This is a genomic window from Leptothermofonsia sp. ETS-13, assembly GCF_049200465.1.
Classification (GTDB): domain Bacteria; phylum Cyanobacteriota; class Cyanobacteriia; order Leptolyngbyales; family Leptolyngbyaceae; genus Leptothermofonsia.
The window spans coordinates 5,290,487-5,317,454 of record NZ_CP120836.1 but is presented as its reverse complement, the minus strand read 5'-3'; the positions used below and the strand labels follow the sequence as shown (position 1 = coordinate 5,317,454).

Here is a 26,968-nt window from a genome sequence, read left to right as displayed (position 1 = left end):
GGAGTGGGGGCTTCGCCTCCGCCAGGGGTTCCACCCCTGCACCCCATCCTAACCACAATGACTACCGCTATATCAAGGGTTGATCCTGTTGGACGCCAATCCTCTTAAGCCTTCTAGGCTTCCTCAGCAAGCCCTACTTATTGCTGTTGCCAGGTGCTAACGATTTTGCTTAATTCACTAACATTGAGATAGTCTGCGGCAAAGGCTTTTCGTAGCAGATCAGGAGGGATAAATTCGTCATATTTTTCCAGCTTGGGCGCTTCGTCTTCTGCCAGCAAGCTTTCTGGATTGAGGGGACGATCGCCCAGCGATTTAATTTCGTGATACAGGTTTTCTAACTTGCATTTGCCCAGGTTGACCATCAGAAAATAGGGCGATCGCCCTGTAATCCCCTTAATTTTGAGTGCTTCCCGGCAGTGAAAGCGGAGAAACCGTTCTAACGTACGATAGACGATCGTGCCAGCCCAGGGGAGGATGCAAGCATAATTTTCATCTAAGGGAAACAGGTAACGACTGCTCAGCTTTTCTTTCTTTGCTAACTTGCGAGCTTCTGCCAGACGTTTTTGTGCTCCTTCCTGCAAGTAAGGATAAGCGGTTTCCTCCAACAAAACCTGTTGCATCCGTTGCAGAATGCGGGTATGAATTTCGCCGCTGCTGCCATGCCAGGAAACGGAGGCTTCTCCTACGGCTGGAGTGACCAAAACAGTTTTGCTGTGGTTGTTGACTTCTGTCACCTGCCAGGTGCGGCCTGCAAGGGAAATTTTGTCCCCTACAGCGGGGGGTTGCACAATGCTGCCAATCTCCATCGCCTCATGCCACACAGCGTAATCTTCGGTGTCCGGGAAGATGGCGTAAAACTTGAAGTTGCGCACGATCTTCTCGGCTGTCAACCCGACAATCAGTCCGTTTTCTTTCGTCCTTTGAATATGGTCAATTTCAATCAAATAGCGCAACAGCAGGCGAAAATCATCCTGAGAAAGGTGACGAAAGGGCGGCAGAGTCAGCACGTTTTGAGCCAGTGAGGCTGGAGACAATTCGCCCAGAGCCAGCAAAGTGCTCATGGTTTGTTGATAAAGCAGGCTGAGGGGGTAGCGGGCTGGGGCGATCGGTTCAATCCACTTCTCTTCCAGGTAAAGCTGAATGATGGCAATACACTGTAATAGTTGCCAGGGAATTTTTTCCTGCAAGGGGGTGTTACTGTAAGCGTTGCGATCGATTTTGTCTTCCACACAAACAAAACGCATATCGGCTGGACTGCCGCGCCTGCCCGATCGCCCTAGTCGTTGCAAAAAACTTGCGACCGAATTGGGTGCTTCCAACTGAATCACCCGGTCTAGCTTCCCTAGGTCAATTCCCATTTCAAAGGTGACGGTTGCAGCGGTGACGGTCGGACCACTCGTATCGCGCATAGCCGTTTCCGCCGCCTCTCGCAACTGGGCTGAAATACTGCCGTGGTGAACGTGATAGACATCAGGAACTCCGTTTGCTGCGGCCATCTCGCGCAGGGAAGCAATGACGGACTCTGTCTCCGTCCGCCCGTTGGCAAAGATCAGGCATTTACGTGATTGGCTCTGGTCAAACAGATAGTGGAGATGGGGTTTGAACCGTTTTTCACCCTTTGCCCGCACCACCAGCCCAGGGTCAAAAAAGTGTGCAACGCTGAGTCGGATAGTACGCTTTTCTCCTGGCAGTTGCGGCGTTACCACTTCTCGCCGGGTGCCCGCCCGGAGCCATGCTTCTGCCTGAGAATAGTCTCCCAGGGTGGCGGAAAGACCAATCCGACGCGGCTGATTTTGGGTCAATCGGGATAGGCGGGCCAGTTGACAAAGAATCTGGCTACCCCGCTCTGAACCAATGAATGCATGAATTTCATCAATAATGACAAAACGTAAATCTCCAAATAATCCGGTGAGTTCTGGGTTCTTATTGACCAGCAGACTTTCCAGAGATTCGGGTGTGATTTGTAAAATACCCCTGGGATCTTTGAGTAGATTCTTCTTACGGCTTTGCACCACATCCCCGTGCCAGGCCCAAACAGGAATATCGGCGTATTTGAGCAAATCGGTGAGGCGATCGAACTGATCATTAATCAGGGCTTTAATCGGTCCGATATACATTACACCGACTGTTTTGGGTGGATCTTCATAAAGCCGCGTCAGAACTGGTAGAAAGGCGGCTTCTGTCTTTCCCGATGCGGTTCCTGCAGCAATCAACAAATGGGCATCGCTGTCAAACACCACTCGACAGGCTTCTATCTGAATCGGACGCAGTTCTGTCCATCCCTGAGCGTAGATGTATTCTTTGATAAAGGGAGCGAGTCGATTGTAAGGAGATGTCATGGGGGAGAGGGGCGGACTAATTGCCATTTTCCCGATCTCTACGCAATTCTTCCAGTGTTCGATCAATTCGATCCAGGGCGGCGTTGGTTGTGCGTCGGAACTCTTGCCTGGCTTCCCGCTCTTCAACCAGAATTTGGGTCAGAATGGCCTGTCCCTCTCGCAAGTTAGAAACCAAGCCTTGTAAATCTGAGATCGCCTGACTGTTGGCTGCAATTGTCTCTGTGTTCGTTCTTGCCAGGACTGTTGTTTCTCTGAACGTTGATGCCAATTGATCCAGCATCTCATCTGTCCATCGTTCCACTGCCATCTGCCGCCCTTCTTTACACTGTAAATTCAGCATACTCGCTATCTTCATCTGCCTGAGTATCGGTCACCTTCGTCGTTTGGAAGTTGTTGCCCTGCATGAGTTGGCTCAGGGTTATCTTGGGGTTCTGCTGCAAAATACTCAGCACGCTCATAAAGTCGCGCACAATTTCGCCAGGAGTGAGTAAGGCTTCCGCTCCTAGACGGTTGGCGATCGCCTGCAAAAATTCCTGCAACTCTTCTTTCGTCAAAGATTTCTTGAGATTGTAGTGGGTGGTATGCACTTCCACCAACCGCTCCAGCAACGTCAAAATTTCCTCACGGGTCAAGGGTTCCAGTCGAATTACCGGGCCAACCGCGTCCTGAATCCCTGCCTGGCTGGCAAACCGACTTTGGCAGGTGCGGCGTTGCCATGCTGGGTCGCTATAAAGCCCCCGACGAGGGTCTTCTAAAAACTGAGGGGTTCCCCCAATCAAAATACCCAGATAGGTGACCCTGCCTTGCATAGCATCATTAAACATTGCCAGCAGCTTGTCGTAGTTGTTCTGGCGTGAAACAGAAGTGCTGATCTTGTAAAGGTGAATCACCTCATCCAGCACAACCAACAAACCCTTATAGCCGATATCCCAGACGAAGCGGGCGAATAGCTTGACGTAGTCATACCAGTTCTCGTCGTCAATGATCACCCGCACCCCCAGAGCTGCTTTTGCCTCTGTTTTAGTGGCAAATTCACCCCTCAGCCAGCGCAAAGCCGCTTCTTTCTTAGTGTCATCGTCCGTGCGGTAGCCGTTCCAATAGGCAATGATGACATTGGCAAACTCAAACCCATTCACTAGGTCGGCTACATCCTTCGTCACTTCGCGGATTTTGTCTTCCACCAGATCATCAAAGCCCTCATCAGAGGGTTTCTTCCCCGACTCCTGGGCAACCTGGGTTTGAATTCCAGCGATCCAGCGTTCCAGAATAGTTGCCAACGCGCCCCCATCGGGACGGGCTTTCGTGGAAAGGTTCTTCATCAACTCGCGGTAGGTGGCAACGCTGGCCCCCCCTCCACCAGCCAGTCGCCGCTCTGGGGTGATATCCGCATCGGCAACCACAAACCCTTTCTCCATGGCATGGTTGCGAATCAATTGCAGGGTAAAGCTCTTACCTGCTCCATAACGGCCAATCACAAATCGAAAGGCGGCCCCCCCCCCTGCAATGTTGTCCAGGTCTTGCAAAAGAGTCCGGATTTCTTGCTCTCGTCCAACAGCGATATGATCCAATCCCACCCTGGGTACAACGCCAGCACTGAGGGCATTGATAAGAGCCGTCGAAACTCGCTTCGGAAGTTTGGAGGAGGTTGCCATTGTGGTTACTCGGTTCTAATGGTTGTGCTCAGGTAGCCACCGACCAGGAATGAACTTGGGGTGGGCTGGATAAGCTTATCAACTCCAAATCCTATTCCTTGCTTAACTACCTGGGTCATTTGTACCAGGGCAATCGTCTATTCCATATTAAGGAGTCGTATCAACTACGTACAGTAGGAAAGCGAAAATGCCAGCCTTCAGGATACTGCGACATCAGTCAGGACGGATATGCCTACCTGAAGAAATGACGAGAGGGATTGCCCCTTGCCTGTCCCAGAGTTTTCATTACGCAATTTCCGCCAATTGTCTGTTTGAGTCGGCTATCTAGCGGAATCTACACAGTAATTTCATCTATGCAATGAATTGTTCTTCACACGAAAATTGTTAGTATTCAGTCAGGATATAGATAAACAAGCTCTTTAAACGTCTGGGTATCAAATTAAGTTTCAGCTTTTTAAGTTTCAGCTTTGGTCGTGGGTTCCCAACGCTTACTTGCCGTCCTGTTGATCGCCCCACCTGAATATTGGGGTTAAGCGCGTAGGAGTTTTCAGAAACGCCAGCCGTCTATAGTCGTTAGATTAAGTCTATAGTCGTTAGATTAAAGTGTTGACCGTTTTCCCATCCGGTTACTACAGCGGATGCTTCTTTATAGTTATGGTTATGCACCATTCCTATTTGTCTGAACGAAAGTACCTGGAGACTGCTTCTGCCGATGGAATGACCTGTGCAATTACCCCCGCCGCAGAAGTAACTAGTAGCCTACTGCTGAAGACCCAATTGGAGTATGAACAGTTTATCAATCGTTTGGGGCAGCGGTTGAGTGGACTGGTGACTGAGTATTTGAAGGAAACGACTACCCTTCAGGATGGGGAGATGCCAGCGATTGATTCCGAAATTCTTCAAGTGGTCACTCAAGAACTGAGCCAGATTCTGGTGACCGAAACCATTGCCGTTCTTCAAAGGAGGGAGGGCGATCGCCACCAGGAGGAAGCCAGTTCGTTCTCAAAAGAGCTGACCCACTCTACCCAGGCAGATTCGTCAGTTTGCAATGAATCTCCTCCCACAAACGGCCCCTCCGACGAGGCATTTACCATCCAGCATCTCGTCCTCAGAACCCCGCTCAAAAGCAAGCGAAAATGCTCCTGGACTCTTGCTACAGGCAAATCTCTGCGGTTTGCTGTGGGAGAAACGTTGAACTGGAAAGAACTGCAAGACCTGAAGCTGAAAGCACCCATGAGTGTCTGGCAAATTGGTGATGCTCAAACGGTTTGGGGGTGGTTATTAATTCACCCAGGAGATGCACCATCGGAAGCAGACGGGCAAAGCCCGGAAGATCGCCTCAAAACTTATCTGATTGAACAGAGCATTCATCAATGCGTGATGGCTTTGCAGCAAGTGAAACTGATTCAAGTGCATTATCAACAGCGGCAGAAGTTGCTTGCTCGAAATCAGGAATTGGTGCAAACCAATCGGCTTAAAAGTGAGTTTCTGGCAAACACTAGCCATGAAATTCGGACTCCCCTCAGTTCGATTCTGGGTTTTACCCATCTCCTCCAGGCACAGGGCTTTAGCCCAACGAATCTGCGACATCAGGAGTATCTCAACATCATTCTCACCAGTGGGCAGCATTTACTCTCACTACTTAACGACATTCTGGACTTATCCAAAATTGAAGCAAACCAGCTTGACCTCCAGTGGGAAACAGTGGAGGTGCGTAGCCTCTGCCAGATGGCAATGACGTTGGTAAAGGAGAAGGTCGCTGACAGGGGTCTGGAAATGCGTTTGAAGATTGCGCCTGAGGTGACGAGTCTTACTGCCGATGGGCTGCGGTTGAAGCAAATGCTGTTTAATTTGCTGTCGAATGCCATTAAATTTACGCTTCGGGGCAGCATTGGGATTGAAGTTAGCTCAGCCAATGGTTTTCTTCGTTTCACCGTTTGGGATACTGGAACGGGAATCTCTCAGGAGCAGCAGCGCCTTTTGTTTCGCCCTTACTCCCAGCTTGCGAATGCAGCGACTGGACGGGGGGAAGGAACGGGGTTGGGATTGGCCCTGACTCAAAAACTTGCTGAGCTTCATGGAGGCTGGGTTGAGGTTTGGTCTAAGATTGATCACGGCTCGCGCTTTACAATTGTTCTTCCTCTTACTCCCCCCTCTCTTCCCCGAAAACCTGTAGACCTATCTGGCGTTCTAACGTCCTCAGTGGAAGAAGTTCCTTCACCCCAACCCCGATTTACCAGTTGGGCTCCAGTGGCAGCAAGATCGCGAACCAAATTGACTCACCAGGGTAATTCCCCAGACGATTTTCGCTCAACCAACCGCTCCAAGAAAAAGTCCTACCGACCCGCAGTGAATACAGCCAGTGGGGCAAAGTTATCCGATGAAGCGGAACCGCCTGTGGTTTTGATTCCTCGTCCGAATCATCTGATGCTGGTAGAAGATAATGTCCACAATGCGAAGTTGATGCTCACATTTTTAAGTAAGTCGGGTTATGAGGTGACCTGGGTACAGGATGGACGAGAGATGTGGCAGGCACTGGAACGCTCCTTACCCGCATTGATTCTGATGGACATTCATCTGCCCGAAGTGGATGGGCTGACTCTGACTCACCAACTGAAGTGCGACGATCGCTACCAGTCCATCCCTGTCATTGCCCAAACCGCAATGGCGATGAAGGGCGATCGCGACCTCTGCCTAGAAGCCGGAGCCGTTGACTATATTTCCAAACCTATTGATCTGGACGTGTTAGGCCAAATGGTGAAACGGTATATTACCAACAGTTAAAAGCTACCCGTTACTGTAGTGTGGATTGCGGCTGTCACCCGATGATACTCCGGTTCGCTCAATACAGGGGTACCCTCCAGGGCGATCGCATCCACCAAATCAATCCAGGATTTGCAACCACCGTAGGTGGAGTAATAGGGAATCCACTGAGGCGAGTCAAGTTTGTAAACCTTGAGCAACAGAATGTAGAGGGGCTGGTTGGGTTTCCACTTCAGGCGGTCTTGAATAAAGGTCTCATTCCAGATATGGAATGGCATCAGATCCGCAACACGATCGCCATTACTGACTTGAATCGTGTCCGTCACGTCAGCCCATGACCCGATTCGAATTGAGTCCGGATGCCAACCGGAGGTTACGGGTCCCACCCGGCTTGCATATTCAGCTTTCAACAAATGGGGCTGCTGATGTTCGTAAGTCGGGTAAAGCAGGACGCGATCATGAACAACTGAAAACCGCCCACTCGCCTCCCGGATTCCACCCTTGCGCAGCAGCATCACAGTTTCTCCCTTTTCCAGGGCATCAACCGCAACCTGCCATTCCTTCAAAGCGTGAGTGGTTCGCAGAGTTACCTTCTCCCTCAGAAATCGCCTAATTTGTCGAAAGCTTAGCGAAGAACTCGCCGGTTGCCATAATAAAGGGGAACAGAACCCCCGCTAACCCAATCCATCCAGCAAATTGACCAAAGATGGACAGAAGAGATTTGCTTCCACTGGAGGCACGTTCATTGGTGATGGCCATGAAGCGGGAACTTGCTCCCAGCAAGAAGGAACCTCCAATGCCAAACAGAAGGCTGAGAGAAAACCAGGTTCCCATTCGGTCTCCCGGTTGAATGGCTCCAATACCAGGTAGCAGAACGAAACTAACCAGCATCAGCACAACCCACAGAATTAACCCAGTTAAAAAATCTCTCCGCCCCAGTTCGTCAAACGAAGAGAAAGCGTGCATCCGCTGAATGGAACGCCCTGACGATTTCCTCCTGGGTGCAACCAGTTCTGGCCTTGTCTGTCTGTTCACGCCATTAACCCCTGCTGCGACGATTTATTTTCTTAATCTCCCTATAGTAACCTTGAAAACTGGGAAACTATGTACCCTAAATTGCCAGCCCAATTTCTCGCAACCGTTGCTGGAGATAGGCACCTGCCGTAATGTTGGGAAACTTCTGTCCTCCAGTTTTTGCGATACAACCGGGTAATGGGGTCAGGTCTACTTCGGCACGGGGATGAACGAAGAATGGCATTGGAAACCGTCGCTCCCGTCGGTTTGCTGGATTCACAACCCGGTGAGTGGTGCTTTTCAAGCGCTCATTTGTCAGTTGCTGGAGCATGTCGCTACTGTCTACAATGATTTGCCCTGGTAATGACCGGATTGGAAGCCAGGTTCCATCCTGCCGCAATAGTTCTAATCCATCTGCTGTGGCCTCGCACAGGAGCGTGATCAGGTTAATGTCTTCGTGGGGGGCAGAGCGCAGACTGGCGGCATGGACATCAGTTGGAGAATACCTGTGCAACCTGATAAGTAGCCTGCACCAGGTCGGAGTCAACACTGTGATTCACCAGGGCGAAGAACCCAATCTCCTCCAGAGCTTTTCCCAATTGATTGACGAAGCCCTGGCGGCTTTTGCGATCGCCCCCACAAAAATCTTGTAAATCCAGCACGGGAATGGTTTGTTCGATTGTCATCGCTTCACAGGAAAAGGTATCGCTTTGGCTTCTCTCCACAACCCCAGAAGGAAATCATGCAATTATCCATTCCCCCTTAGTTGAGTGATTGCAATTTATCGATGCGAACCTGCTTACAACCTCTAAGGATCATGGATTTAATAACACCGTATTTTTTGAGTGAACTGACCTCTCCCCCTTCCCTTCTCCGAGTCGGAGAAGGGTACCAAAGGTGGGGTGAGGTTTTCGGAGTTATTTAACTCTCATTCCTAAGCAGGTAGCTAAGTAGGTAGCCATCATTAATTGTAAAGGGGGGAGTGGGGGTGCGCCTCCAGGCAGAGGGTTTCACCCCCTCCCCTTCGAAATTATCCTTAATTGAATTGCGCCTAGCGGTTCACCAAAGGAACTTTGCCTGGTTATCCAAACCCGGAAAAACCAATTTAGTGGGTTTTGAAGGGCTGCAAACCCTTCAGAATCTGCCTGGCAGACTACTAGTACAGCAAAACGAAAGTTTTGTTGGGCGTTGGGGTTTCCACCCCTGCTTGGGGACTCGTCGAGAAATAACATCCCACTTTCATCCACCCATCCACCCCGTTCAACTTGAGATTCTATTTGTACGCTGATCCCTTATATACCTCTTTGGAACTTTAAGATTTTTTTAGTGAATCGTTATGAAGGGAACTTTTGCTGGATGGTTATTGATAGCGGGCTTAGCAACTGCAATCACGGGTTGCGGTTTGATTGGAGATCTGAGGGAACGCGGCGACATGGAAGACCAGCCAGAAAACCGCGAGACTAAGTACAGGCAGGAAAAAAAGGATAGGGAAGATAAGGACGACGACGAAAAAGAATCCAGAGGTAGGGATTCTAAGGAAGACGACGAGAAAGAAGATAAAGACGACGATGACCAGGAGTGAACATTGATATCCCTTATTTGGTTGATTCTGCTCTATGCACTGCTGGTTTTGGCTGGCGGCATCGTGGGTTACGTCAAAGCTCAGAGCAAAGCATCGCTGATTTCTGGAGTGGGTAGCGGAGTGGCACTAGCGATCGCCTGGTACATTGCTCTGCAGAACCTGACGTTCGGACTTTTCCTGGCAGCCCTAATTGCGCTGGGGCTGCTGATTACCTTCATTGACCGATTTCGTAAAACCGGTAAGTTCATGCCCGCAGGTTTGATGGCAATCCTCAGTCTACTTGCCAGTATTGCTTTCCTTGCAGGATGGTTTCTGGCAAGAGGAGCAAATGCTTAGGAACTTCTCGTGGTAAGGCAGTGTGGGGAGGCAGGAGGCAGGCAATCGGGGCTGGGGGCCAGAAGCCAGGAATCAGGTATTGGGGACAACTCAAAACTCCTCACCCCTCTCTAACAACCAACAACTTCCCACTTGCTATCAGCCCGTCTGGTTAACGGAAGCAAATTGAAGGACTCGATTTAGCTTTCCACTGCTGAATCCTTCTAAATCGAGGGTGACGTAGAGAAAGCCGAAGGATTGAAAAGCGCTGACAAGTGTTGGCAAATCGGTGGTCAGCACAAATTCTTTGATTTGCTCTGGCGGTAGCTCAATGCGGGCGGTATCGCCTTCTGAGCGAACTCGATAGGTCCTCAAACCCATTCGGCGCAAATAGGCTTCGGCTCTTCCCACCCGCTGCAGCTTGGCAACAGTAATTTCTTCGCCATAGGGAAAGCGCGAACTGAGGCAGGGTTGGGCCGGTTTGTCCCAGCAGGAAAGCCCCAGGTGGCGGGCAATTTCCCGTACTTCAGCTTTGCTAATCCCTACTTCTGCCAGAGGCGATCGCGCACCCCGTTCCTTCGCTGCCTGAATGCCGGGTCGGTAATCCTTCAAATCATCGGCATTGATACCATCGACCACGTAGGGATAGCCCCGCTCTAATGCCAGAGGCCTTAGCCTATCGTGCAACTCACTCTTGCAGAAGTAGCAGCGATTGACTGGATTCGCCGCATAGTTCGGGTTTTCCAATTCATGGGTTTCAACTAGTTCATGGGCGATACCCATTTCCGCTGCCTGAATGCAGGCTTCCTCCAGATCTTCTGGCAATAGGGAAGGAGAAACAGCGGTAATGGCTAAGGCGCGATCGCCCAGCACATCGAAGGCAACCTTCGCCACCAGCGTACTATCAATGCCACCCGAATAGGCAATCAACGCCCGTTCCATCTCAATAAACAGGGCTTTCAATCGTTTAAGCTTCTCTTGCCACATCGCTTCTATCATTTCCAGTAGCCATGAACCTGGAGATAAACCAGACCACCTGTCCAATTTAGCGTTTTTGGGGAGTTTCAGTTAGGAGGGAGTAGAGGGGGGATGGGGGATGGAGTGGGAGAGTGGAGGGTGGATGAGTTTTGAGTTCTGAATGGGTTTGTCAATTTTTTTATGGCAATCCTGGAAAGGGGGTCGAAGGAATCAGGGTTTCGAGGAGTCAGAGCCCCGTTTCTAGAATCCCCTCTTCTGAATTGCTCCAACCTGAGCCCTGGCCCCCAGTCCCCAATGCCTGACCCCTAACTCCTGCCTCCTGGCTTCTTTCTTCTTTCCCCTCTCTAAACAACAACAACCAACAACCAATCAACTGAACCTCTCCTCTCTCCTCCTTGGCGTTGCTGAATTTGGGTATGAAATAGGTGCTGCATGCTCGAAACTTCGTTGCGATTCATACTGCTTTTCAGCAACACCCTCCTCCTTTGGCTCCTGCATTCATAGCTAAAATCAGAATTTTTCTGTATTTTTCGTTCAAACTCTATATCTAGTGACATTATTGATGAGGTTTGGGATATTATCCCCAGATAATGAGTTCATATCCGGGTGTACTTGACAAGTGATGACGAAGCGTTCAACACAGAGCCATGCAAAGCCAAAAATTTGAATCAACATCCCAGTCTGCACCTTTCTTAGCCTACCTGGGCCAAATGTCTGGCAGGGGGGTAGTTATGGCTGGATTCGGTGGAACGGTGATGGCTGGCCTGGTTTTGGGGGCGATCGCTTTTGCTCAAGCGGCTTCCCTGACTCAGTGGAGGTATGACCCAACGGCCAACCAGCTAGAACTCACGGTCAAGGACGGTACCACACCCCGCTACTTCCTGATGGCGCAACCCGCCCGCATTGTGGTTGATCTGCCCGATACTTCTGTTGGCGAAGTCATGACACAGGAAACCTATTCCGGCGCGGTTCGCAGCATTCGAGTCTCTCAGTTCAAACCGGGTTTGGCGCGGATTGTCATTGAACTTTCACCGGATGTATCTCTCGCTCCTGGACAGGTAAAGCTTGAAAAAGTGTCGGGAAATTCCCGCTGGATTTTGCAACCGTTGATTGCTGGAGCTACTTCTAAACCTCCACTGGCTCGTAATAGTCCGGTTCCTCCCGCCAAAAACACCTCCGCCGTCACATCTCCAAAACCCAGCCCATCGACTTATTCTGCAAAACCCACCCCTTCTCCTGTCTCCCCAACCACAGCCCACAGCCCACACCCAACTTCAACCTCAGCCACCCCATCTCCGGCGGCATCCACCGTTGTTCCAGCCATTCCGCTCACGAACTCAACCTCGACTGTCCTGTTTCCACCACCCTCGGTGAACACTAACAATGCAGCGATTCGTCGTCCATCTTCAGTTGTGAAAACTTCGGGAAGTCAGACCCACCCACAAGCCAGCCAGAAACCATCCCCCGATTCTAAACCTTCTGCGAATCATCAGGCTCCTACCAATGAGAGCGAAGATGGTTTTACAGCCAATGCCGCAGGGATAGCGATCGCCGTTCCTCCTCCCAATTCCACCCCCTCTCCTCTCACCGCTAACTCTGCTGCCCCGCCAGCCACAAACGCTTCTGCACCGCTGGATATTTCCACAACATTGGATATTCCCACAACAATTGTCTCGGTGCCGCCAGATACTGCTCCCACCATCACTGTTCCTCCTCTGCCTCCTCTAGAGACTGCTCCTGCTGAACAAACCCCATTTCCGCCTTCCGCTGCACCTCAAATTCTGCCCCAGCCAGCTCAGAGCGCACCTTCCATTCCACTGGATGCACCATCTTTTACGCCAGATGTTCCTTCTCGACCAGCGATCGTGGCACCTTCTGCGGCGAATGATTTACCGTCTTCGGTCGTCCCCTTAACTCCTCCAACAGTGAGTGTTCCTCAACTGTCGCCGAGTTTGCCTCCGACCATTAGCAGTCCTTTACCTACAGGGGCTTACCCTCCAGCATTTAACGTGCCTCCCCTTTCAACCCCTTCATCTGCCGCAATCAATTTTCCTGGTCCACAGCCTGGCATGCCTTCTTCCTCTGTTTTTAGACAAAATCCCGATAACGCGCCCTCTCCAAACTCTTCGGGGATTGCCAATCCGCCCCAAATCATTGAGTTTGGTCAACCGTTACCTACTGGATTGACCAACCCCTGAGGCAGCTATTTGTTGAGGCAGTGTTTGTTGTGAACGGTGAAGTTGTTGAGTAAGGTTGAATTTTGCGGATCTTCGGCCCGTCAAATTTTGGCCATTATAGCTCTACGCGGGTGCATTAGGACATTGGAATTAGAAGAGGGAGTGGGGGCTTCACCCCCAGCCAGGGGTTCCACCTCTGCACCCCGTCCTAACCACAATGACTACCGCTATATCTCATGGCCAGACTCCCGCCTGGCTATGTCAGTTAGAAGTTCCTGCTTCCTGTGTTGGTTCAGAGAAGCCAGATCTTCGATAGCAGGGTTACAAAGCCGGAGCTTCGTAACCGAGAGCTTCGTAACCGGAGCTTCATAACCAGAGTAGACTCTCTCAATGGCGAGATGCACCCGTATTAAAACCTCTCATTTTCTGGCTTGGCAACCGTTCCGGCTCCTGAATCTTTCAGGAATAGGTTTTTCGCGGCATCGTTCTGATAAACACAGTCAATCTGAGGTGAACTTTCGAGGGTGCCGGTGAAGCCAAAGGTGTTCATTCGCTGACGGCAGGACCGCACTTGCTCTGAATTCACCAGTCCCCGCTGCTCTAAAACAGCAAAGTTGTTGTGGCGTAAAACGCATCCAGGACGTGTGGTTGGCTGAGAAACGAAAACGTTGAGCGGGTTTAAGGTAACGAATACGCGGGTATCCATTGCGATCGCACTTGCCCCAAATTGAACACAAAGTTCAGCATTGGGAGCTTGCGCATCCAGCGCACCCTGGGTCACAATCTTGCCAGTTCCGCCCGTCGTGGCAACCGAGCTAAAGCCCATCCCAACACCGATTCCCAGGATAAAAACCCCTGCCAGGATTGCCAGCGATGTCGCAGTTAACAGAGAGGGTTTCGACGATTTCCGTTTGGAGGCGGTGTCCTGAGAATCGTAATGATCAAAGTCTTTGTCGTAGTTATAACTGGAAGACCGGGATTTGCGTTTCATAGTTGCCTGTCTGACGTTTCGGGAAATAGGGGATGTTTGCGATCGCCCAAATGCTAGTTTTCAACTGTTATAGCGGTTTTCATTTGAATGAGGTACGGGAGTGTAAGGTACAGTGGGGTGCAGAGCACCCTCACCATGCCTCGCTCCCTTGAAAAGGGCTATAACACAGGAGGCTAACCTGCTCCTTCTCCCAGTATGCCGCTAAATTTTGAGAGCAGCCTGACAGAGACGGAGCCCTGCTTAAATTACCATCATGCCCAATTCCATCGCAATTCGGCAAAGTGAAGGATGGCTAAAGGACAGCTGTCGCCAGGTTGCTTAGGACATTGGCTTTAAGGGGGTGTGGGGGCGAAGCCTGGTGGCTACAGCTAGAACAGGTCCCAGGTGACCCGTTGCCACCTGGGACTTGCTCAGGAACAAGAATTAAATAACCTGGAAGAGCCTCTGAGAACCGAAGTTATTCAATCCACAACCCTTAGCACCAGTATTCTGAACCAGAAATCAGAATCAGAAATCAGATCTTTTGTTTCTGGGCAATTTGGCGGCGGTGATTGAAATAAGCGATCGCCCCAACCAGCATCAGCCCACCCATCACAGAAGGAGTGGGGACTGGTCTGGCCGGTGCCAATGTGGCAGATGCAAAGACATAAAAATCATTGAAGTCAAAGTCTTCAGGCTCGGTTCGGTAAGCTCCATCCTCAAAGGCGAGGGCAACAATTCCTGCAAACGGATTGGCCGAGGTAAAGTTTCCAGGGTCAGGAAAGGGGACTCCCTCCCCGGCTGAACCCAGTGAGCCAAACAGAACTCGTTGCGTTCCCCCATTCAGAGCGCTGGTCGAAAACATGCTGGGAACACGAGGTCCGTTGACTGGCTCCTCAAGGGCAACACTGAAGAGTTCTAGAGTATAAAGAACCCCCGCCCGGAAGGTGAACTGACTCGAACAGTTCGCGACCGCACCACCAGCACCGCAGGTGGCTAGCCAGTTGGGAGGCGTAGTTTCATTATTCGACCGCCGGGTTTCCTCAAAAAGTGTAGCGACACGAGTGGTAGACGCCCCCTGCTGCTCGGCGACGTATAGGGTTGAACGAAATTGGTTATTAGAAAATGCAAAGCCAAAGTCAACAATAGTGTCCGCATCAAATTGAATGCCAGAAGTGCCAAAAATATTTGCCGCCTGAGCTGGCATAGAAGTCATTCCTTGAAGCGCAGCCGTTGCTGCCGCTGCCGTAAGAAGGCACCGTGCAAGTTTCATGTGTTTTTCTCCTGAAGCGTGATAGCGCATGCAGCCTACAAAACCGCAGGGGTTTCCAGGCCAGAAGGGACTAACAGACCCGAGCCTGTAGCGTCAGACAGGATTCAGCATGAAAGGCTTCTATCTCTAGCTGTCGCCAGGTTGCTTAGGACATGTTTAAGGATGTGGGGGGACTTTGCCCCCAGCCAGGGGTTCCCCCCTGCACCCCGTCCTCAGCCTGGTGGCTATCGCTATAAAATCCCGAAGGCGGGCAAGATAGAACTCCATATTGATCCAGGATTAGTTGTGTCTCACTGCTAAGCGTTCTTACTCCGACTTTCTCTTGCCAGGAGAAAGCTACAGCGGGTCACTTTCTGCAAAGCCGCTTGTTGATGTGGGGCACCCTCTGAGCTCGGCTTATACATCTAACACTCGCTGTAGAAGGAGGCACTGTACCAGATTGGTAACAGTGCGGAGCATCGTTTTCTTAGTTACCTTCCGACTGGTTACACCGTTGATTTTTTGGGGCTCTGAGTGTTTTTTCTGGAAAGAGAAGTCATGACAGGAAAGTCTTGCGAAAGATCTTTAAAACTTTACAAAGATCGGAACTTACGGGTGTTTTTTGATACTGAGTATTCTCACGTTGCATCGGTCAGGCTTCTAACTCTGTGGAATTTTCTGAACTTCTTGCTCAAATTTGGCGGATAGATAGAAATAGCTCAGTGTTTTCCACAGCTTTTTCCACAGCTCTGCTGAGATGGGTACTCTATATCCAGAAGCAGGGATCGAAAAAGCACTGGTTGATCACGTTTCAGAAAAGTTTTCTCTGCCTGTAGGGAAGTTTCATTGAACGTTTATGGGGATGGCGATCGCCATCTACTCCCTACTCTCACTTCCGTTCCATAAAACGGATCTACAGGAAATGGCGATCGCTATCCCCCTTGTTATTCAAGACTACCTCAACCAGAATAGGGGAAACAGTTAAAGTTATGTTGCACCGTGAGCACCTATTCTTCCTTAAATCGCTATCAACCATCGATGCTCCAGACTCTCTGGGGTGACTGTCTCACCGTCTTTTGGGGCGACTGGCTGGATCTGCGAGTCCGCATTACCCAGGTGGTCGCATCGGGATTGGTTTCACCTCTGATTTACATAGTCGGGTTTGGGCTGGGGTTGGGGAGTGCCCTGGATCAGGCGGTGAAACCCTCTGCTGGAGATAGCTATTTACAGTTCATTCTGCCAGGAATGGTGGCGCTATCGTCGATGGTGATCAGCTTTGGCGGAACGACCTTTTCCATCTGTGGCGATCGCCTGTTCACCAAAACCTTTGAAGAACTGATGCTGGTTCCGGTTCATCCCCTGGCGCTGCACCTGGGCAAAATGATGGCAGGGATTGTGCGGGGATTGCTTACCTCTGGATCGGTGATTCTGGTCGCCATCCTGTTTACGGGTCGGATTGGCAGCTTTTTGAATCCGCTGTTTCTGCTGATGCTGGTATTGAACTGTGCTGTTTTTGCTGGCCTAGGTGTGATTGTGGGGCTGAACGTCAAGTCGCTGGAAAGTGTAGGCATTTACAACAACTTTGTGATTGTGCCCATGTCTTTTCTGGGCGCAACATTCTTTGACCCGGCAACCTTGCCACTGCCGCTGAAGGTAATTGTTTACCTGTTGCCCCTCACCTACACGAGCATTGGACTGCGGGCGGCGGCTTACCTGTCTCTGTCCCAGTTTCCCTGGTACTCGATTCCAATTTTGCTGGCGATCGCAGTCCTGCTGTCTGCGATCGGGGCTTACCAGTTTTCTCACCAGCAGGATTAGGGGCTGGCATGGGCTCGAAACAGAAGCCGGATTCCATCCGCACTCTCGCTAAAGCCCCAGCGGTTGTAGAACGGAATCATTTCCGGTAAGCAACAGAGGCCAAGATATTCAACCGCCTGTAATTTGGGATGATTGACCACCGTATCGATTAACAGAGTTCCTAACCCCTGGCCCCGATGGCTGGGTTTGACAATCACATCAAAAATCAACGCCCGATAGACAAAGTCTGTCAGAATACGGGTGAAACCAATCAGGTGATCCTGCTCATCCACAATGCCAACTATCAGATTGGTTGCATTCAACATCCGCAGGACATCTTCAAGCTGCCGTTGCTGACTCCAAAATTCATTGTGATAAAGCTCGACTAACTCTGCAACTTGCGCATCCGTCAGTTCTGAAACGATTTGATAGGGCATCTCATTCCTAAGTAGGTAGTCATCATTAATTTGTAGAGGGGGGGAAGTGGGGGCTGCGCCTTCAGGCAGGGGTTTCACCCCCTCCACTCCCGAAATTACCCTTATTAATTGCGCCTAGTAGTCCGTATTAATTGCGCCTAGTAGTCCGTCAGGATAGATTTAAGGGATAACTCAAACCTACAAAACCTAATTCTCAGGTGTTTTGAGGGTTTTCAATCCATCAAAACAGTCTTGACAGACTACTAGCTACCTACACGTTAAATCGAAACAGCATCACGTCGCCTTCCTGGACCAAGTATTCCTTTCCTTCACTGCGAACCAGCCCCTTTTCCTTAGCAGCGTTCATTGACCCAGCGGCAACCAGATCTTTGTAGGCAACGGTTTCAGCCCGAATGAAACCCCGCTCAAAGTCGGAGTGAATCACGCCTGCTGCCTGGGGAGCCAGCATACCTGCCTTAATTGTCCAGGCGCGAGTTTCTTTGGGTCCAGTGGTGAAGTAGGTACGCAGCCCTAAAAGAGCATAGGTGGCTTGAATCAGTGATTTCAGCCCACCCTCTTTGACGCCCAGGGATTCCAGAAATTCTGCCCGCTCTTCTTCTGGCAAGTCAATCAATTCCGACTCGACCTGGGCAGAAATTACTACCACCTGGGCATTTTCCTGGGCGGCAATTTCGCGTACCTGCTCAACCCAGGCGTTGCCGCTGGCCAGGTCCTCTTCAGACACGTTGGCGGCATAGATAATCGGTTTGCGGGTGAGTAGCCCCAGGGGTTTCACAGCCAACTCTTCCTCTTCGTTCAGCGTTACCAGGCGGGCGGGTTTTCCTTCGTTCAGTACGGGCAGTAATTTCTCCAGGGCGTCCACTTCCACCTGAAGTTCCTTGTTGCCACGGGCCTGTTTGCGGGCGCGATCAATCCGTTTTTCGATCTGTCCCAGGTCTGCCAGGGCCAGTTCCAGATTAATGACTTCAATATCTCGCACCGGGTCAACAGAACCAGCGACGTGAATGATATCGTCATTTTCAAAGCAGCGAACGACATGGACGATCGCATCCACTTCTCGAATATTCGCCAAAAATTGATTGCCCAACCCTTCGCCCTTACTGGCTCCCTTCACTAACCCGGCAATATCGACAAACTCCATCCGCGCTGGGATGATTTCTGCCGAATCGGAGATCTTTGCCAGCACTTGCAATCGCTCATCAGGAACGGCAACCACACCCACGTTGGGTTCAATTGTGCAAAAGGGAAAGTTAGCCGCCTGGGCCTTAGCATTGGCTACGACCGCATTGAATAGCGTTGATTTTCCCACGTTGGGCAGCCCAACAATCCCAGCTCTCAGCATTTTAGATTTCGGTTTTAGATGGAACAGGAGTGCGCTGTCTAGGAGATCCTCAACATCTTTATCTGTCTTAGCGATAGCGTTCACAAATAGTTTGTGAATAAGGGGGGCGGCCCCACGCAGGGATGAAACCCCTGCACTCTGTTCAAATTTCAAAAAGGATCGCTATAGGATTAGGCTTTGACAAAGAAGTCGGGGATCTGGATTGCGCCTTTCGATGCTTTCGATCAGTAAAGCCTGACCGAACTCTATTGTAAAGTTTCACGATGTCGGACAGATCCCTTAAAGAGAACCCCGACTTCTTCATTGGTTTTAGCCAGAGTGCTGGGCTTTAACTTAGAAGTCGGGGTTCTCGAATTACTGGCAGGGTTGTCAAATCCCTATGGCACCGTTTGTGGAATGGGTGCCGGAACCAGCTGAGGAAAGGATCAGGAACGGGCTCCAGTGGGGGAAGGGAATGGGTTCTGGTTCTGGTCCAGGAACAGGTTGGGGAATGAGTGTGGGAACGGGCTCCGGAGTGGGAGCTCGATCGGGAGAAGGAGTGGGAATTGGGGGGGCGGGGATTTCAACAGGTTTTTCAGGAGCGATCGCTCACGTTCTGTATGGCAAGATTCCTGTTTCAGGGGCAATCGCTTCTGTTTCAAGTCTCAAGCTTTCTGCTTTAAACAGCAACTTTCTCGCTTTAAGAGCGATCGCTCCTGTTTTAAGTTGCAAGCTTTCCACTTTAAACAACCCATTTCTTGTTTTAAGTGGCAATGTTCTTAATTTGAACTCCAACGTTAAACCTTTCAACAACCCATTCCTTGCTTTTAGTTGGAACGTTCTCGTTTCAACCAGGGACGTTCCAGTTTCAAACCTCAGTATTCCTGGGTTGAATGGCACCTTTTCTGTTTGGAAAAGGAATAGAGCCGTTTTTGAGTGGCAATGTTGCGAGCTATTGCTCACACTGTCCGTTTTTCTTGTCACTGGATGAGTATCAAGCTAGAACAGAGGAAAAATATCGGACACGATGATGACAGATCCAGTAACCGCTGTAACGGTAGCAACGATCGCACAACTTGCTTTTTTCAAGAGTTCATCAAATCCACTGCAGGAGAAGCCGAAAAAAACTGACATCGCCCACTAGCTGAGAACTTCGACCAGACAGAATCATCACAGTAACACAGTGAACCGGCGATCGCTCGACCAGACCCAAACCCCCCTACTCTCCACCCTCCAGGCTTGTGCCCATCGAAGTAATTATGCCGCCTTTCACACACCAGGGCACAAGCGGGGAAGGGGAGCTCCCGAATCATTGCAGACTCTGCTGGGCTACCAGACTCTTCAAGCAGACCTGCCAGAATTACCAGAACTGGATAACTTGTTTGCGCCTCAAGGAGTAATCCAGGCTGCCCAGGAGCTTGCAGCCGAAGCCTTTGGGGCAGAACAAACCTGGTTCTTAGCAAACGGGTCTACCAGTGGTGTAATTGCAGCCATCCTGGCAACGTGCCATCCTGGAGAAAAAATCATTCTGCCCCGAAATGTCCATCAGTCAGCGATTTCAGGACTGATTTTGGCGGGAGCAATTCCTGTATTTGTTCAGCCAGAGTATGACCCGGTACTGGGTATTGCCCATAGTATTACGCCCGCAGCCGTGGCCGAAGCATTAGCCGAGCATCCCGATGCCAAAGCAGTAATGATGGTCTATCCCACCTATTACGGTATTGGTGGAGATGTGGCGGCGATCGCTCATCTCTGTCACCAACACGCTATTCCTCTTCTGGTGGATGAAGCCCACGGAGCCCACTTTGCCTTCCATCCCCAATTGCCAACACCCGCCCTCGCCGCCGGAGCCGATCTCAGTGTGCAGTCGATTCACAAAACACTGTCTGCTCTGACTCAGGCGGCTATGTTGCACGTACAGGGAAACCGGGTTGACCGCGATCGCCTCACAAAATCCCTGGCGCTGGTGCAATCTACCAGCCCAAACTATCTGCTGCTGGCTTCTCTGGATGGGGCGCGGCATCAGATGGCAACCCAGGGAAGAGAATTGCTGGAACAAACTCTGGCGCTTGCAGACGACGCACAATGTGAAATTAACCAGATTCCCGGACTCTCCACTCTTAACCCAGCCCAGGCAACAACTCCGGGATGGGTGACGAGCGATCGCACCCGCCTGACCGTCACCGTCTCTGGGTTGGGCATCAACGGCTTCACCGCAGACGAAATCCTGCACCAGCAGTTCGGTGTCACCTGTGAACTTCCCTCCCTTCAACACCTGACCTTCATCTTCAGTCCTGGGAATAGAGAAGAAGATGTTGAACAGTTAATTTCAGCCTTCAAAAGGCTGGCATCGGAAATCAAAAAATCAAGATATAGAGAATCAAGATTTAGAGAGCGAAAAGATATCCCACTCCCTCCTCTCTCCTCCCTCCTCTCCCCTGACCCCTCGCGCCGCCTTCTTTGCCCCTACCAAAACCCTTCCCCTGGCTCAAGCTCTGAACCACATCAGTGCCGAGGTGGTCTGTCCCTATCCTCCGGGAATTCCGCTACTGCTGCCGGGAGAGGTCGTTACTGAAGGGGGCGATCGCCTATCTAAAACAAATCCTAACAGCAGGTGGAATCATCAGTGGATGTGCAGATCCTCAACTGGAAACGCTGCAAGTGGTTGATTGTCTATAAAGATTCACGGGTAATGTCTCCGTAAACAGAAACAACTTATCTGGAATACCACCGATGGATGGATTTCTTAAAGAAAAGCAAAATCTATCTACAGATCGCGCCCTTCAACTCAGGCCCAACTACTACAACGCTCTGTTTCAGCAAGGCACTCACCAGGCACAGCTTAATCAGAGAAATGTCCTGTAAAATCTAAACCTGTACGAAGAAGCGATCGCTGCCTAGAATCAGGCCATCCAGCTCCACCCAGACCATGCCGATACCTGGTACAACCAGGCTTGCTGTTACGTCCTGCAAACCCGAAACGACCAGGCAGTCCAACTCCTGCAAACTGCATTCTGCCTTAAACCCGAACTCCGAGAATACGCCAGAAAAGACTCCTTTCTAGATGCACTGCGCCAGGATTCTCGATTTCGGGAACTGGCCGAAGGGTGAGGGGTAAGGTGAAGGGGTGGATAGGTTTTAGGACGGGGTGCAGGGGTGGAACCCCTGACTGGGGGTACCGCCCCAACCCCCCTTTAAAGCCAATGTCCTAAGCAACCTGGCGACAGCGACAGGATCGCTATAGTTCTGGGCTTTTATAGTTCTGGGCTTTGAGTTCGGAATTCAAGGGGAAAGGGAGGAGGAGGGGAGGAATACCCATCTACCCATCCACTCATCTACCTCTTCCCCCTCCCCACTCCAAAAATAATCCCTCAACAAATGTTAAGGGATTTCAGGGGGTTGTCAAAGGGAAACCTTGAATTGGTTACAGCCTTATGCCAACCACTCTTCAACCGCTTCCTCCCTAGTGTTGGTTCGCCGTTCAGGGGTTTCGCGGGTGAAGGTCATGTGAATTGCACGGTTCTGTTCGCCATCGGCTGCTACTGCCAGAATAGGGAAGTCAATCATTCCATCCTGGAAAGACATCTGGAAGCGGAAAGTACCATCAGAATTGAGCTTGATGGGCCGTCCTCCAATCGTGACAGTTGCGTCGGGCTCTGTTGCTCCGTAAACAATCAGTTCAGCATCGGCAATAAGCCAGAACTTGCGCGGGCGCATGGTTGGTACCGATGCCGAGAATCCAACCCCAGACATGGTGAGTCCCGACATAGTGGGGACTGCCCACATGCCAACGCCAGAGGGGAAGACGTAAGAACTGAGTGCCTGCTCCGAAACCATCTGCATTGAGCCAAAGACAGAACCAGGGACGTGCTGCATTGAACCAAACATCGAACCAGCGACACGCTGAGCCTCCGCAGACTGGGCCATGCCAAAAATCTGGTCGTAAATAGCGTTGCTGGTGGCTGCCATCCGCTTACTGGGCGGAACCAGAGTGGCAAAGGTCTTGCCGCGCAGATCCTCTTCCCAATTAATTGTCAGGAAGTAGTCCTCAATCCAATCCGAGGGATAGACAGGAGGAATGCGGACTGGGGCAGAGCGAGCGAGCAGGAGCCAGCGTCCATCATAGGCACGGTAGCCAATATCAATCACGTAGTCGCGATCGCTCACTGGGATTGGCAGATACCACTCCCGCGCCAACTCATCACAGGGGTATTCCTGAATACTATGGGGACTTTGACAGGACAGGTCAACATCCGTTACATCGTATAGACGCAGAGCCAGTTGGATTCCACCCTGCCGACGCAAATTCTCCTTACTATCACCAGGAATATCCCAGTAAGCGTAAGCCCACTGAGGATCGCGGGGCATCAACACAATTCGGCTTTCACCATAACCGTCAGGTAAATCAGGCAACCCCTCATCTACCTTAGCCAGCAACCCTCCACTAGAGTCTTCCTGCCCTACATCAAATTTGGCAGCTTCTATTTTTTCCTGGGCTTCAAGACTACGAGAAGAGGTTGGAACACCCTGGCTCCGCTGAATTTCTTGAATTGCTGCCAGAAGCTGATCCTTGCGCATCCGGCTATAGCGCGATACCCCATACTCGCTGGCAACTCTACGGAGTTGCCGCAGGGTCATCTCATCTAGGGGGGGACGTTCTTTTGACATGTCACTTACTCTCCGAACTTCGTCTAATTCACTCGCAGTAATCAATCTGGGGTCTCAACTGTTCATTTCAATATGTCTTTGGGATCACCTGGCGGTCCGTTAAGAACGTCTGGGATCACCTTGGTTAAGTTCATGGTGCCGGAAACAAGGAGGTTGGTCAAGGGCTGAAACGTACAATTTTAGGCATATATACATATTTCCAGGCTTGTTAGGGATCGAAATATCAAGATTTCATGACATTTGACAGATAAGGGATCACTAAATGTTAGGGGTTATCAACCATTGATCCCAAATTTCCATTTTGGGAACTGAAAGGCATGGGAAAGGGGTCTTCCTTCGATATACTCGGTGTACCGATGCATTGCTCTAAGACAGGCTACCCAGTCTTCCCTCTTTCCTCTTGGTGCCCCTAAATGCGTTCAGAAATGGATTCGGGGGAATCGGTCTCCCCCTCAGATGACGGTAAAGAGCTGGCTACTGACCCAGGCTTAGAAACTTCTGGTCTTAAGCAAAGCCGAATTATCAGTACTGTTCTGTCGCCTGCGGTACGGTTATTCCTGCGAACCTTGCTGGAGCGGGCAGAAGACTTGCAATTTTCAATCGAGGCGGGCGATCGCCAGCTTCTCTCTGGCTGTATCAAGCAGGTCACCGTTTCCGCTCGCAAAGCCGTGTATAAAGGGCTTTGCCTGAGTCAGGTCCGCATTGTGGGTCAGGGGATTCGCACCAATCTGGGGCAGGTGATCCGGCGGCGACAACCGCTACGGCTCATGGAACCGTTTCCAATTGTAGGTCAGGTGCTGTGGCTTCAAGCAGATCTGAATGCTTCGCTCCAGTCGCCCTTGCTGGCAAATGGTATGGCGGAATTTTTGCTCATTCTGCTCAAGTTGGGATTGGATGAAAGCAATGCATGGGCACAGCGATTGCCCAGAGAAGTCAGTCTTCAGGTTCCCCGCATTGTACTTGAACCCGATCGACTGACGATTTCAGCGACGCTGGCAGCCGCCAATGCCCGTCCAGTCAATATAATGCTTCGTACTGGATTCAATGTGGTAAATGGCAACCAGCTCCAACTCTGCTATCCCGAACGCCTCCCTCACCTGGGAGCTGACAAAGGAGTTTCACTTGATCGTCTAGAGGGAGTCACCTTTGATCTGGGTTCTACCGTTTACCTGGAAGAATTGATCCTGGAAGCCGGGCAAATTCGCTGCCGCGGACAGATTATGGTGACACCAGAGGAGTAGAGGAGTAGGGATCAGGTGTGAGGGAGTAGGGAGTGGGAAGTGGCAACTCAAAACTCCTCCCCCCTATCACTCCATCACCCTCTACTAATCAACGGCAGCAGCAGTGTCACAAAGTAATATACGAGCGGGGCTGTAAAGACGTAACTATCTGCCCGGTCAAGAATGCCGCCATGGCCGGGGATAAGTTGCCCAGAATCTTTGACTCCGGCGTCGCGTTTCATCATCGATTCAGTTAAATCACCCAGAAGGCTGGCAATCCCGATCAGCAAACCGAGGGCAGCTCCAGTAACGGGGAACCCTGCCCAGCCTAAGAACCATGAACCTGCGATCGCAACAGCAATGCTGGCGGTGACTCCAAAAACGGCTCCTTCCACGGTTTTCTTGGGGCTAATATTGGAGAGGCGAGTACGCCCAAAGGACTTGCCGAAGACGTAGGCTCCAATATCTGCGGCCCAAATGCAGCTAAAGGCAAGCAAGGTATGAGTTAACCCGGTGGGCAGGCTGCTCAGGTCAAACGATTGGGGAAAAAAGCCATTCAGGGGAATGTTGCTGACATCTGCCTGCCCCAGCGATCGCAACCGCACCCAGTAGCTTGGTAAATACCCCCCATAGAACAGGCCCATGATAGAGGCAGAAATATCGGCAATAGTGGCAAACTTGGGCTGAAACAGGAGATAGAAGCAGATAAATGTTCCGGCAACTGGAAAGATAGCATCCGCTAGGGTGGGAGAGAGGTTAGAGACCACCAACAGCGCCTGGCTTACGGCCAGAGTTGTTTTTGCAGCAGGCGCAATTCCTTTGGCTCTAGTGAGTTGAAAATACTCTAGCTGACCCAGGTAAATGATGACGCCAAACCCAACGGTGAAGTACCATCCCCCCAAGACAATCATCGCTAGGGCAAGGGCGATCGCAATGACTCCACTAATGACACGAGACCAGGGCATAGGACTGTTTTTCTTAACAATTGTCCCAAACTATTCCAACGTTGTGTTTAGAAGATTCATGATTGAATCCTCGTTACTGCTGTTGCTTTAGACATACCCTGCTTAATCAATTGCCTCATCTCAGCGCTATGACTACGGTCTCAGAGTGACATCACCAAAGACTGACCTCTTGTTGGTAGTTCTCCTGGCTTGCCGGTGGAAAGCCGCTGATGCTACCCTTTCACCCTAAACAAAACCTCTGGATATTGACTTTGATTTAGTGATAAGCGCAGCCTATCATCAAATTTCCGGGAGAGCCTTCTTGTCAACTAAGTAGCTAGGCGCAATTAAATTAAGGATAGTTTTGGGGATGAAGGGAGTTTCACCCCCTGCTTAGGGATCGCGCCCCCACTCCCCACTTTTACCAATTAATTTATGACTACCTACTCACCAGGTTAGCTAAAGATTAAGAAGGTTAAGAATCCTTTGGATCACTTTAACCGAATCTGTAGCTCTATTATTAAAATGGGATTAGTCTAGCTTTTCTCCGCTGAGAACAAAGATTGGATCGATCGCCGCAAACGTCTGATTCGTCCCCCGTTTCTCCAATCGGTTCACCGCAGACTGTACCACTTCAATATTACGAACCTGAAGTTCGGCAAAACTTTCTGAAACCTGGTAGAGACCTTCTAAACTGGCTGCCGTTGCGACAATGCGTCCTTTCGGCTCCAGGTGACGCCAAACTTCTTTCAAAATCGCTTTAATCGATCGCCCACCTTCAATACAAACCCGCTGGGGAGGATGGCTCAGATTAGCCAGACACTCCGGTGCGCTGCCTTCAATAATTTCCACATTTGTGACGCCGAAGCGATCGCAATTTCGCCGAATCAGACTAGCAACCTCCTCATCTCGCTCAATCGCAACAATACGCCCCTGAGGACAGAGTAAACCCGCTTCCACTGGAATGGTTCCGGTTCCCGCTCCAATATCCCAAAGAACGGAATCCACCTTCAGCCGCAGGGCAGAAATCAACAAAAGCCTCACTTCTCGCGGGCTCATAGGAATTCCAGGCAATCGTTCAAACAGGTCATCAGGAATACCGGGTGTAACATAAGACCAGAGAGGAGAAGGCATGGGAGGAAGAAGCGTGGGGTAAAAGAGAAGAGTACAAATTCGTCTACCGGTAACTGGTAAGAGTGAACCGCCGTTTGGTCTTCCAGGGCTGAAAGCAGGATATAAGCCAGGGGACTCGGTAAAGAGATGAATGCATTCATACTATGGCAATCATTTAATTCTCTGGTTAAACGTTGGCTTCTTGGAATTCATAGTTATAGCTGTCGCTAGGTTGCAGCGTTGCTAAGGGCATTGGTTTTAAAGGGGGGTGGGGCTGCACCCCAGTTAGGGGTTCTCCCTCTGCACCCCGTCCTCAGCCTGGTGGCTATCGTTATAGCATTCCAATCGCTGGGAAAATTTTACAGAAACACCCCGATTGCCCCACTCTTCCAATCCCTGTCCCATCGATGGCGAAGCAGAGGTGTA

At 50.7% G+C, this 26,968-nt stretch carries 26 protein-coding genes; 10 read left to right on the top strand and 16 right to left on the bottom strand.

The annotated features are described in order from the left end of the window. Nucleotides 1-137: 137 nt before the first annotated feature. Genes P4D80_RS24230 through P4D80_RS24220 form a run of 3 tightly spaced genes read right to left on the bottom strand, consistent with a single transcriptional unit; the run spans nucleotide 138 to nucleotide 3,991 of the window. Complete coding sequence (locus P4D80_RS24230; RefSeq protein ID WP_421656611.1) at nucleotides 138-2,366, bottom strand: DEAD/DEAH box helicase; 2,229 nt, start codon at nucleotides 2,364-2,366, stop codon at nucleotides 138-140. Further along, the gene (locus tag P4D80_RS24225) at nucleotides 2,356-2,679 is read right to left on the bottom strand and encodes a hypothetical protein (RefSeq protein ID WP_421656610.1); all 324 of its coding nucleotides are present in this window, start codon (nucleotides 2,677-2,679) and stop codon (nucleotides 2,356-2,358) included. The genes P4D80_RS24230 and P4D80_RS24225 overlap by 11 nt, the downstream gene beginning before the upstream one ends. Then, the gene (locus tag P4D80_RS24220; RefSeq protein ID WP_421656609.1) at nucleotides 2,660-3,991 is read right to left on the bottom strand and encodes an ATP-binding protein; all 1,332 of its coding nucleotides are present in this window, start codon (nucleotides 3,989-3,991) and stop codon (nucleotides 2,660-2,662) included. Before P4D80_RS24220 ends, P4D80_RS24225 begins: the two co-directional genes overlap by 20 nt. Nucleotides 3,992-4,651: 660 nt before the next feature. On the opposite strand from P4D80_RS24220, the gene P4D80_RS24215 reads away from it, so the two are divergent. Next, complete coding sequence (locus tag P4D80_RS24215) at nucleotides 4,652-6,775, top strand: ATP-binding protein (RefSeq protein ID WP_421656608.1); 2,124 nt, start codon at nucleotides 4,652-4,654, stop codon at nucleotides 6,773-6,775. On the opposite strand, the gene P4D80_RS24210 is transcribed toward P4D80_RS24215, so the two are convergent. The 4 genes from P4D80_RS24210 to P4D80_RS24195 all read right to left on the bottom strand — a co-directional run bounded on the left by P4D80_RS24210 (nucleotide 6,772) and on the right by P4D80_RS24195 (nucleotide 8,454). Further along, nucleotides 6,772-7,320, bottom strand: a complete 549-nt coding sequence (locus tag P4D80_RS24210) for a DUF1802 family protein (RefSeq protein WP_421656607.1) — start codon at nucleotides 7,318-7,320, stop codon at nucleotides 6,772-6,774. The two genes, P4D80_RS24215 and P4D80_RS24210, sit on opposite strands and share 4 nt — an antisense overlap. 43 nt (nucleotides 7,321-7,363) lie before the next feature. Continuing rightward, entirely contained in the window at nucleotides 7,364-7,789 is a 426-nt protein-coding gene (locus P4D80_RS24205; RefSeq protein ID WP_421656606.1) for a hypothetical protein, read from the bottom strand. 76 nt (nucleotides 7,790-7,865) lie between these two features. Further along, on the bottom strand, nucleotides 7,866-8,282 hold the full coding sequence (locus P4D80_RS24200) for a 2OG-Fe(II) oxygenase family protein (protein ID WP_421656605.1): 417 nt from the start codon (nucleotides 8,280-8,282) through the stop codon (nucleotides 7,866-7,868). After that, complete coding sequence (locus tag P4D80_RS24195) at nucleotides 8,260-8,454, bottom strand: 2-oxoglutarate and iron-dependent oxygenase domain-containing protein (RefSeq protein ID WP_421656604.1); 195 nt, start codon at nucleotides 8,452-8,454, stop codon at nucleotides 8,260-8,262. Before P4D80_RS24195 ends, P4D80_RS24200 begins: the two co-directional genes overlap by 23 nt. Nucleotides 8,455-9,104: 650 nt before the next feature. Here P4D80_RS24195 and P4D80_RS24190 point away from each other — a divergent pair. Beyond that, nucleotides 9,105-9,350 carry a hypothetical protein gene (locus tag P4D80_RS24190; protein WP_421656603.1) on the top strand — a complete coding sequence of 82 codons (246 nt, stop codon included), beginning with the start codon at nucleotides 9,105-9,107 and terminating at the stop codon, nucleotides 9,348-9,350. A gap of 3 nt (nucleotides 9,351-9,353) precedes the next feature. Beyond that, nucleotides 9,354-9,686, top strand: a complete 333-nt coding sequence (locus tag P4D80_RS24185) for a TMEM14 family protein (RefSeq protein WP_421656602.1) — start codon at nucleotides 9,354-9,356, stop codon at nucleotides 9,684-9,686. Nucleotides 9,687-9,824: 138 nt separating this feature from the next. Here the strand turns inward: P4D80_RS24185 and larE are convergent, their stop codons facing one another. Then, nucleotides 9,825-10,652, bottom strand: coding sequence for an ATP-dependent sacrificial sulfur transferase LarE (larE, locus tag P4D80_RS24180; protein ID WP_421656601.1), 828 nt, complete (start codon nucleotides 10,650-10,652; stop codon nucleotides 9,825-9,827). A gap of 722 nt (nucleotides 10,653-11,374) precedes the next feature. On the opposite strand from larE, the gene P4D80_RS24175 reads away from it, so the two are divergent. After that, nucleotides 11,375-12,841: an AMIN domain-containing protein gene (locus tag P4D80_RS24175; RefSeq protein WP_421656600.1), complete on the top strand. Its 1,467-nt coding sequence runs from the start codon at nucleotides 11,375-11,377 to the stop codon at nucleotides 12,839-12,841. Between the two features lie 388 nt (nucleotides 12,842-13,229). Here the strand turns inward: P4D80_RS24175 and P4D80_RS24170 are convergent, their stop codons facing one another. Next, nucleotides 13,230-13,811 (bottom strand): DUF3172 domain-containing protein, encoded by a 582-nt coding sequence (locus tag P4D80_RS24170; RefSeq protein WP_421656599.1) that lies wholly within the window; start codon nucleotides 13,809-13,811, stop codon nucleotides 13,230-13,232. Between the two features lie 514 nt (nucleotides 13,812-14,325). After that, nucleotides 14,326-15,063, bottom strand: a complete 738-nt coding sequence (locus P4D80_RS24165) for a hypothetical protein (RefSeq protein WP_421656598.1) — start codon at nucleotides 15,061-15,063, stop codon at nucleotides 14,326-14,328. Nucleotides 15,064-16,041: 978 nt separating this feature from the next. Between P4D80_RS24165 and P4D80_RS24160 the strand changes: the two genes are divergently transcribed. Further along, entirely contained in the window at nucleotides 16,042-16,860 is an 819-nt protein-coding gene (locus P4D80_RS24160; RefSeq protein WP_421656597.1) for an ABC transporter permease, read from the top strand. Here the strand turns inward: P4D80_RS24160 and P4D80_RS24155 are convergent. The 3 genes from P4D80_RS24155 to P4D80_RS24145 all read right to left on the bottom strand — a co-directional run bounded on the left by P4D80_RS24155 (nucleotide 16,857) and on the right by P4D80_RS24145 (nucleotide 19,581). Further along, nucleotides 16,857-17,276: a GNAT family N-acetyltransferase gene (locus P4D80_RS24155; protein ID WP_421656596.1), complete on the bottom strand. Its 420-nt coding sequence runs from the start codon at nucleotides 17,274-17,276 to the stop codon at nucleotides 16,857-16,859. The two genes, P4D80_RS24160 and P4D80_RS24155, sit on opposite strands and share 4 nt — an antisense overlap. 250 nt (nucleotides 17,277-17,526) lie before the next feature. Next, nucleotides 17,527-18,618, bottom strand: coding sequence for a redox-regulated ATPase YchF (gene ychF, locus P4D80_RS24150; RefSeq protein WP_421656595.1), 1,092 nt, complete (start codon nucleotides 18,616-18,618; stop codon nucleotides 17,527-17,529). A 588-nt stretch (nucleotides 18,619-19,206) separates the two neighbouring features. Further along, the gene (locus P4D80_RS24145) at nucleotides 19,207-19,581 is read right to left on the bottom strand and encodes a hypothetical protein (RefSeq protein WP_421656594.1); all 375 of its coding nucleotides are present in this window, start codon (nucleotides 19,579-19,581) and stop codon (nucleotides 19,207-19,209) included. Between the two features lie 199 nt (nucleotides 19,582-19,780). Between P4D80_RS24145 and P4D80_RS24140 the strand changes: the two genes are divergently transcribed. The 4 genes from P4D80_RS24140 to P4D80_RS24125 all read left to right on the top strand — a co-directional run bounded on the left by P4D80_RS24140 (nucleotide 19,781) and on the right by P4D80_RS24125 (nucleotide 21,708). Further along, complete coding sequence (locus P4D80_RS24140; protein WP_421656593.1) at nucleotides 19,781-21,172, top strand: aminotransferase class I/II-fold pyridoxal phosphate-dependent enzyme; 1,392 nt, start codon at nucleotides 19,781-19,783, stop codon at nucleotides 21,170-21,172. Next, nucleotides 21,114-21,266 (top strand): hypothetical protein, encoded by a 153-nt coding sequence (locus P4D80_RS24135; protein ID WP_421656592.1) that lies wholly within the window; start codon nucleotides 21,114-21,116, stop codon nucleotides 21,264-21,266. Before P4D80_RS24140 ends, P4D80_RS24135 begins: the two co-directional genes overlap by 59 nt. A gap of 64 nt (nucleotides 21,267-21,330) precedes the next feature. After that, entirely contained in the window at nucleotides 21,331-21,462 is a 132-nt protein-coding gene (locus tag P4D80_RS24130; protein ID WP_421656591.1) for a hypothetical protein, read from the top strand. 45 nt (nucleotides 21,463-21,507) lie between these two features. Beyond that, the gene (locus P4D80_RS24125; protein WP_421659597.1) at nucleotides 21,508-21,708 is read left to right on the top strand and encodes a TPR end-of-group domain-containing protein; all 201 of its coding nucleotides are present in this window, start codon (nucleotides 21,508-21,510) and stop codon (nucleotides 21,706-21,708) included. 321 nt (nucleotides 21,709-22,029) lie between these two features. Here the strand turns inward: P4D80_RS24125 and P4D80_RS24120 are convergent, their stop codons facing one another. Beyond that, on the bottom strand, nucleotides 22,030-23,265 hold the full coding sequence (locus tag P4D80_RS24120; RefSeq protein ID WP_421656590.1) for a DUF4912 domain-containing protein: 1,236 nt from the start codon (nucleotides 23,263-23,265) through the stop codon (nucleotides 22,030-22,032). 413 nt (nucleotides 23,266-23,678) lie between these two features. Between P4D80_RS24120 and P4D80_RS24115 the strand changes: the two genes are divergently transcribed. Further along, complete coding sequence (locus tag P4D80_RS24115; protein WP_421656589.1) at nucleotides 23,679-24,506, top strand: DUF2993 domain-containing protein; 828 nt, start codon at nucleotides 23,679-23,681, stop codon at nucleotides 24,504-24,506. A gap of 74 nt (nucleotides 24,507-24,580) precedes the next feature. Here the strand turns inward: P4D80_RS24115 and P4D80_RS24110 are convergent, their stop codons facing one another. Continuing rightward, entirely contained in the window at nucleotides 24,581-25,450 is an 870-nt protein-coding gene (locus tag P4D80_RS24110; RefSeq protein ID WP_421656588.1) for a phosphatidate cytidylyltransferase, read from the bottom strand. A gap of 510 nt (nucleotides 25,451-25,960) precedes the next feature. Then, nucleotides 25,961-26,563, bottom strand: coding sequence for a precorrin-6Y C5,15-methyltransferase subunit CbiT (gene cbiT, locus P4D80_RS24105; protein ID WP_421656587.1), 603 nt, complete (start codon nucleotides 26,561-26,563; stop codon nucleotides 25,961-25,963). Between the last annotated feature and the right edge of the window lie 405 nt (nucleotides 26,564-26,968).

Coding starts and splice junctions, on each gene's coding strand:
- P4D80_RS24230 (WP_421656611.1), bottom strand. CDS start 2,366: ATGGCAATTAGTCCGCCCCTCTCCCCCATGACATCTCCTTACAATCGA.
- P4D80_RS24225 (WP_421656610.1), bottom strand. CDS start 2,679: ATGCTGAATTTACAGTGTAAAGAAGGGCGGCAGATGGCAGTGGAACGA.
- P4D80_RS24220 (WP_421656609.1), bottom strand. CDS start 3,991: ATGGCAACCTCCTCCAAACTTCCGAAGCGAGTTTCGACGGCTCTTATC.
- P4D80_RS24215 (WP_421656608.1), top strand. CDS start 4,652: ATGCACCATTCCTATTTGTCTGAACGAAAGTACCTGGAGACTGCTTCT.
- P4D80_RS24195 (WP_421656604.1), bottom strand. CDS start 8,454: ATGACAATCGAACAAACCATTCCCGTGCTGGATTTACAAGATTTTTGT.
- P4D80_RS24190 (WP_421656603.1), top strand. CDS start 9,105: ATGAAGGGAACTTTTGCTGGATGGTTATTGATAGCGGGCTTAGCAACT.
- larE (WP_421656601.1), bottom strand. CDS start 10,652: ATGTGGCAAGAGAAGCTTAAACGATTGAAAGCCCTGTTTATTGAGATG.
- P4D80_RS24175 (WP_421656600.1), top strand. CDS start 11,375: ATGGCTGGATTCGGTGGAACGGTGATGGCTGGCCTGGTTTTGGGGGCG.
- P4D80_RS24170 (WP_421656599.1), bottom strand. CDS start 13,811: ATGAAACGCAAATCCCGGTCTTCCAGTTATAACTACGACAAAGACTTT.
- P4D80_RS24165 (WP_421656598.1), bottom strand. CDS start 15,063: ATGAAACTTGCACGGTGCCTTCTTACGGCAGCGGCAGCAACGGCTGCG.
- P4D80_RS24155 (WP_421656596.1), bottom strand. CDS start 17,276: ATGCCCTATCAAATCGTTTCAGAACTGACGGATGCGCAAGTTGCAGAG.
- ychF (WP_421656595.1), bottom strand. CDS start 18,618: ATGCTGAGAGCTGGGATTGTTGGGCTGCCCAACGTGGGAAAATCAACG.
- P4D80_RS24130 (WP_421656591.1), top strand. CDS start 21,331: ATGGATGGATTTCTTAAAGAAAAGCAAAATCTATCTACAGATCGCGCC.
- P4D80_RS24120 (WP_421656590.1), bottom strand. CDS start 23,265: ATGTCAAAAGAACGTCCCCCCCTAGATGAGATGACCCTGCGGCAACTC.
- P4D80_RS24115 (WP_421656589.1), top strand. CDS start 23,679: ATGCGTTCAGAAATGGATTCGGGGGAATCGGTCTCCCCCTCAGATGAC.
- P4D80_RS24110 (WP_421656588.1), bottom strand. CDS start 25,450: ATGCCCTGGTCTCGTGTCATTAGTGGAGTCATTGCGATCGCCCTTGCC.
- cbiT (WP_421656587.1), bottom strand. CDS start 26,563: ATGCCTTCTCCTCTCTGGTCTTATGTTACACCCGGTATTCCTGATGAC.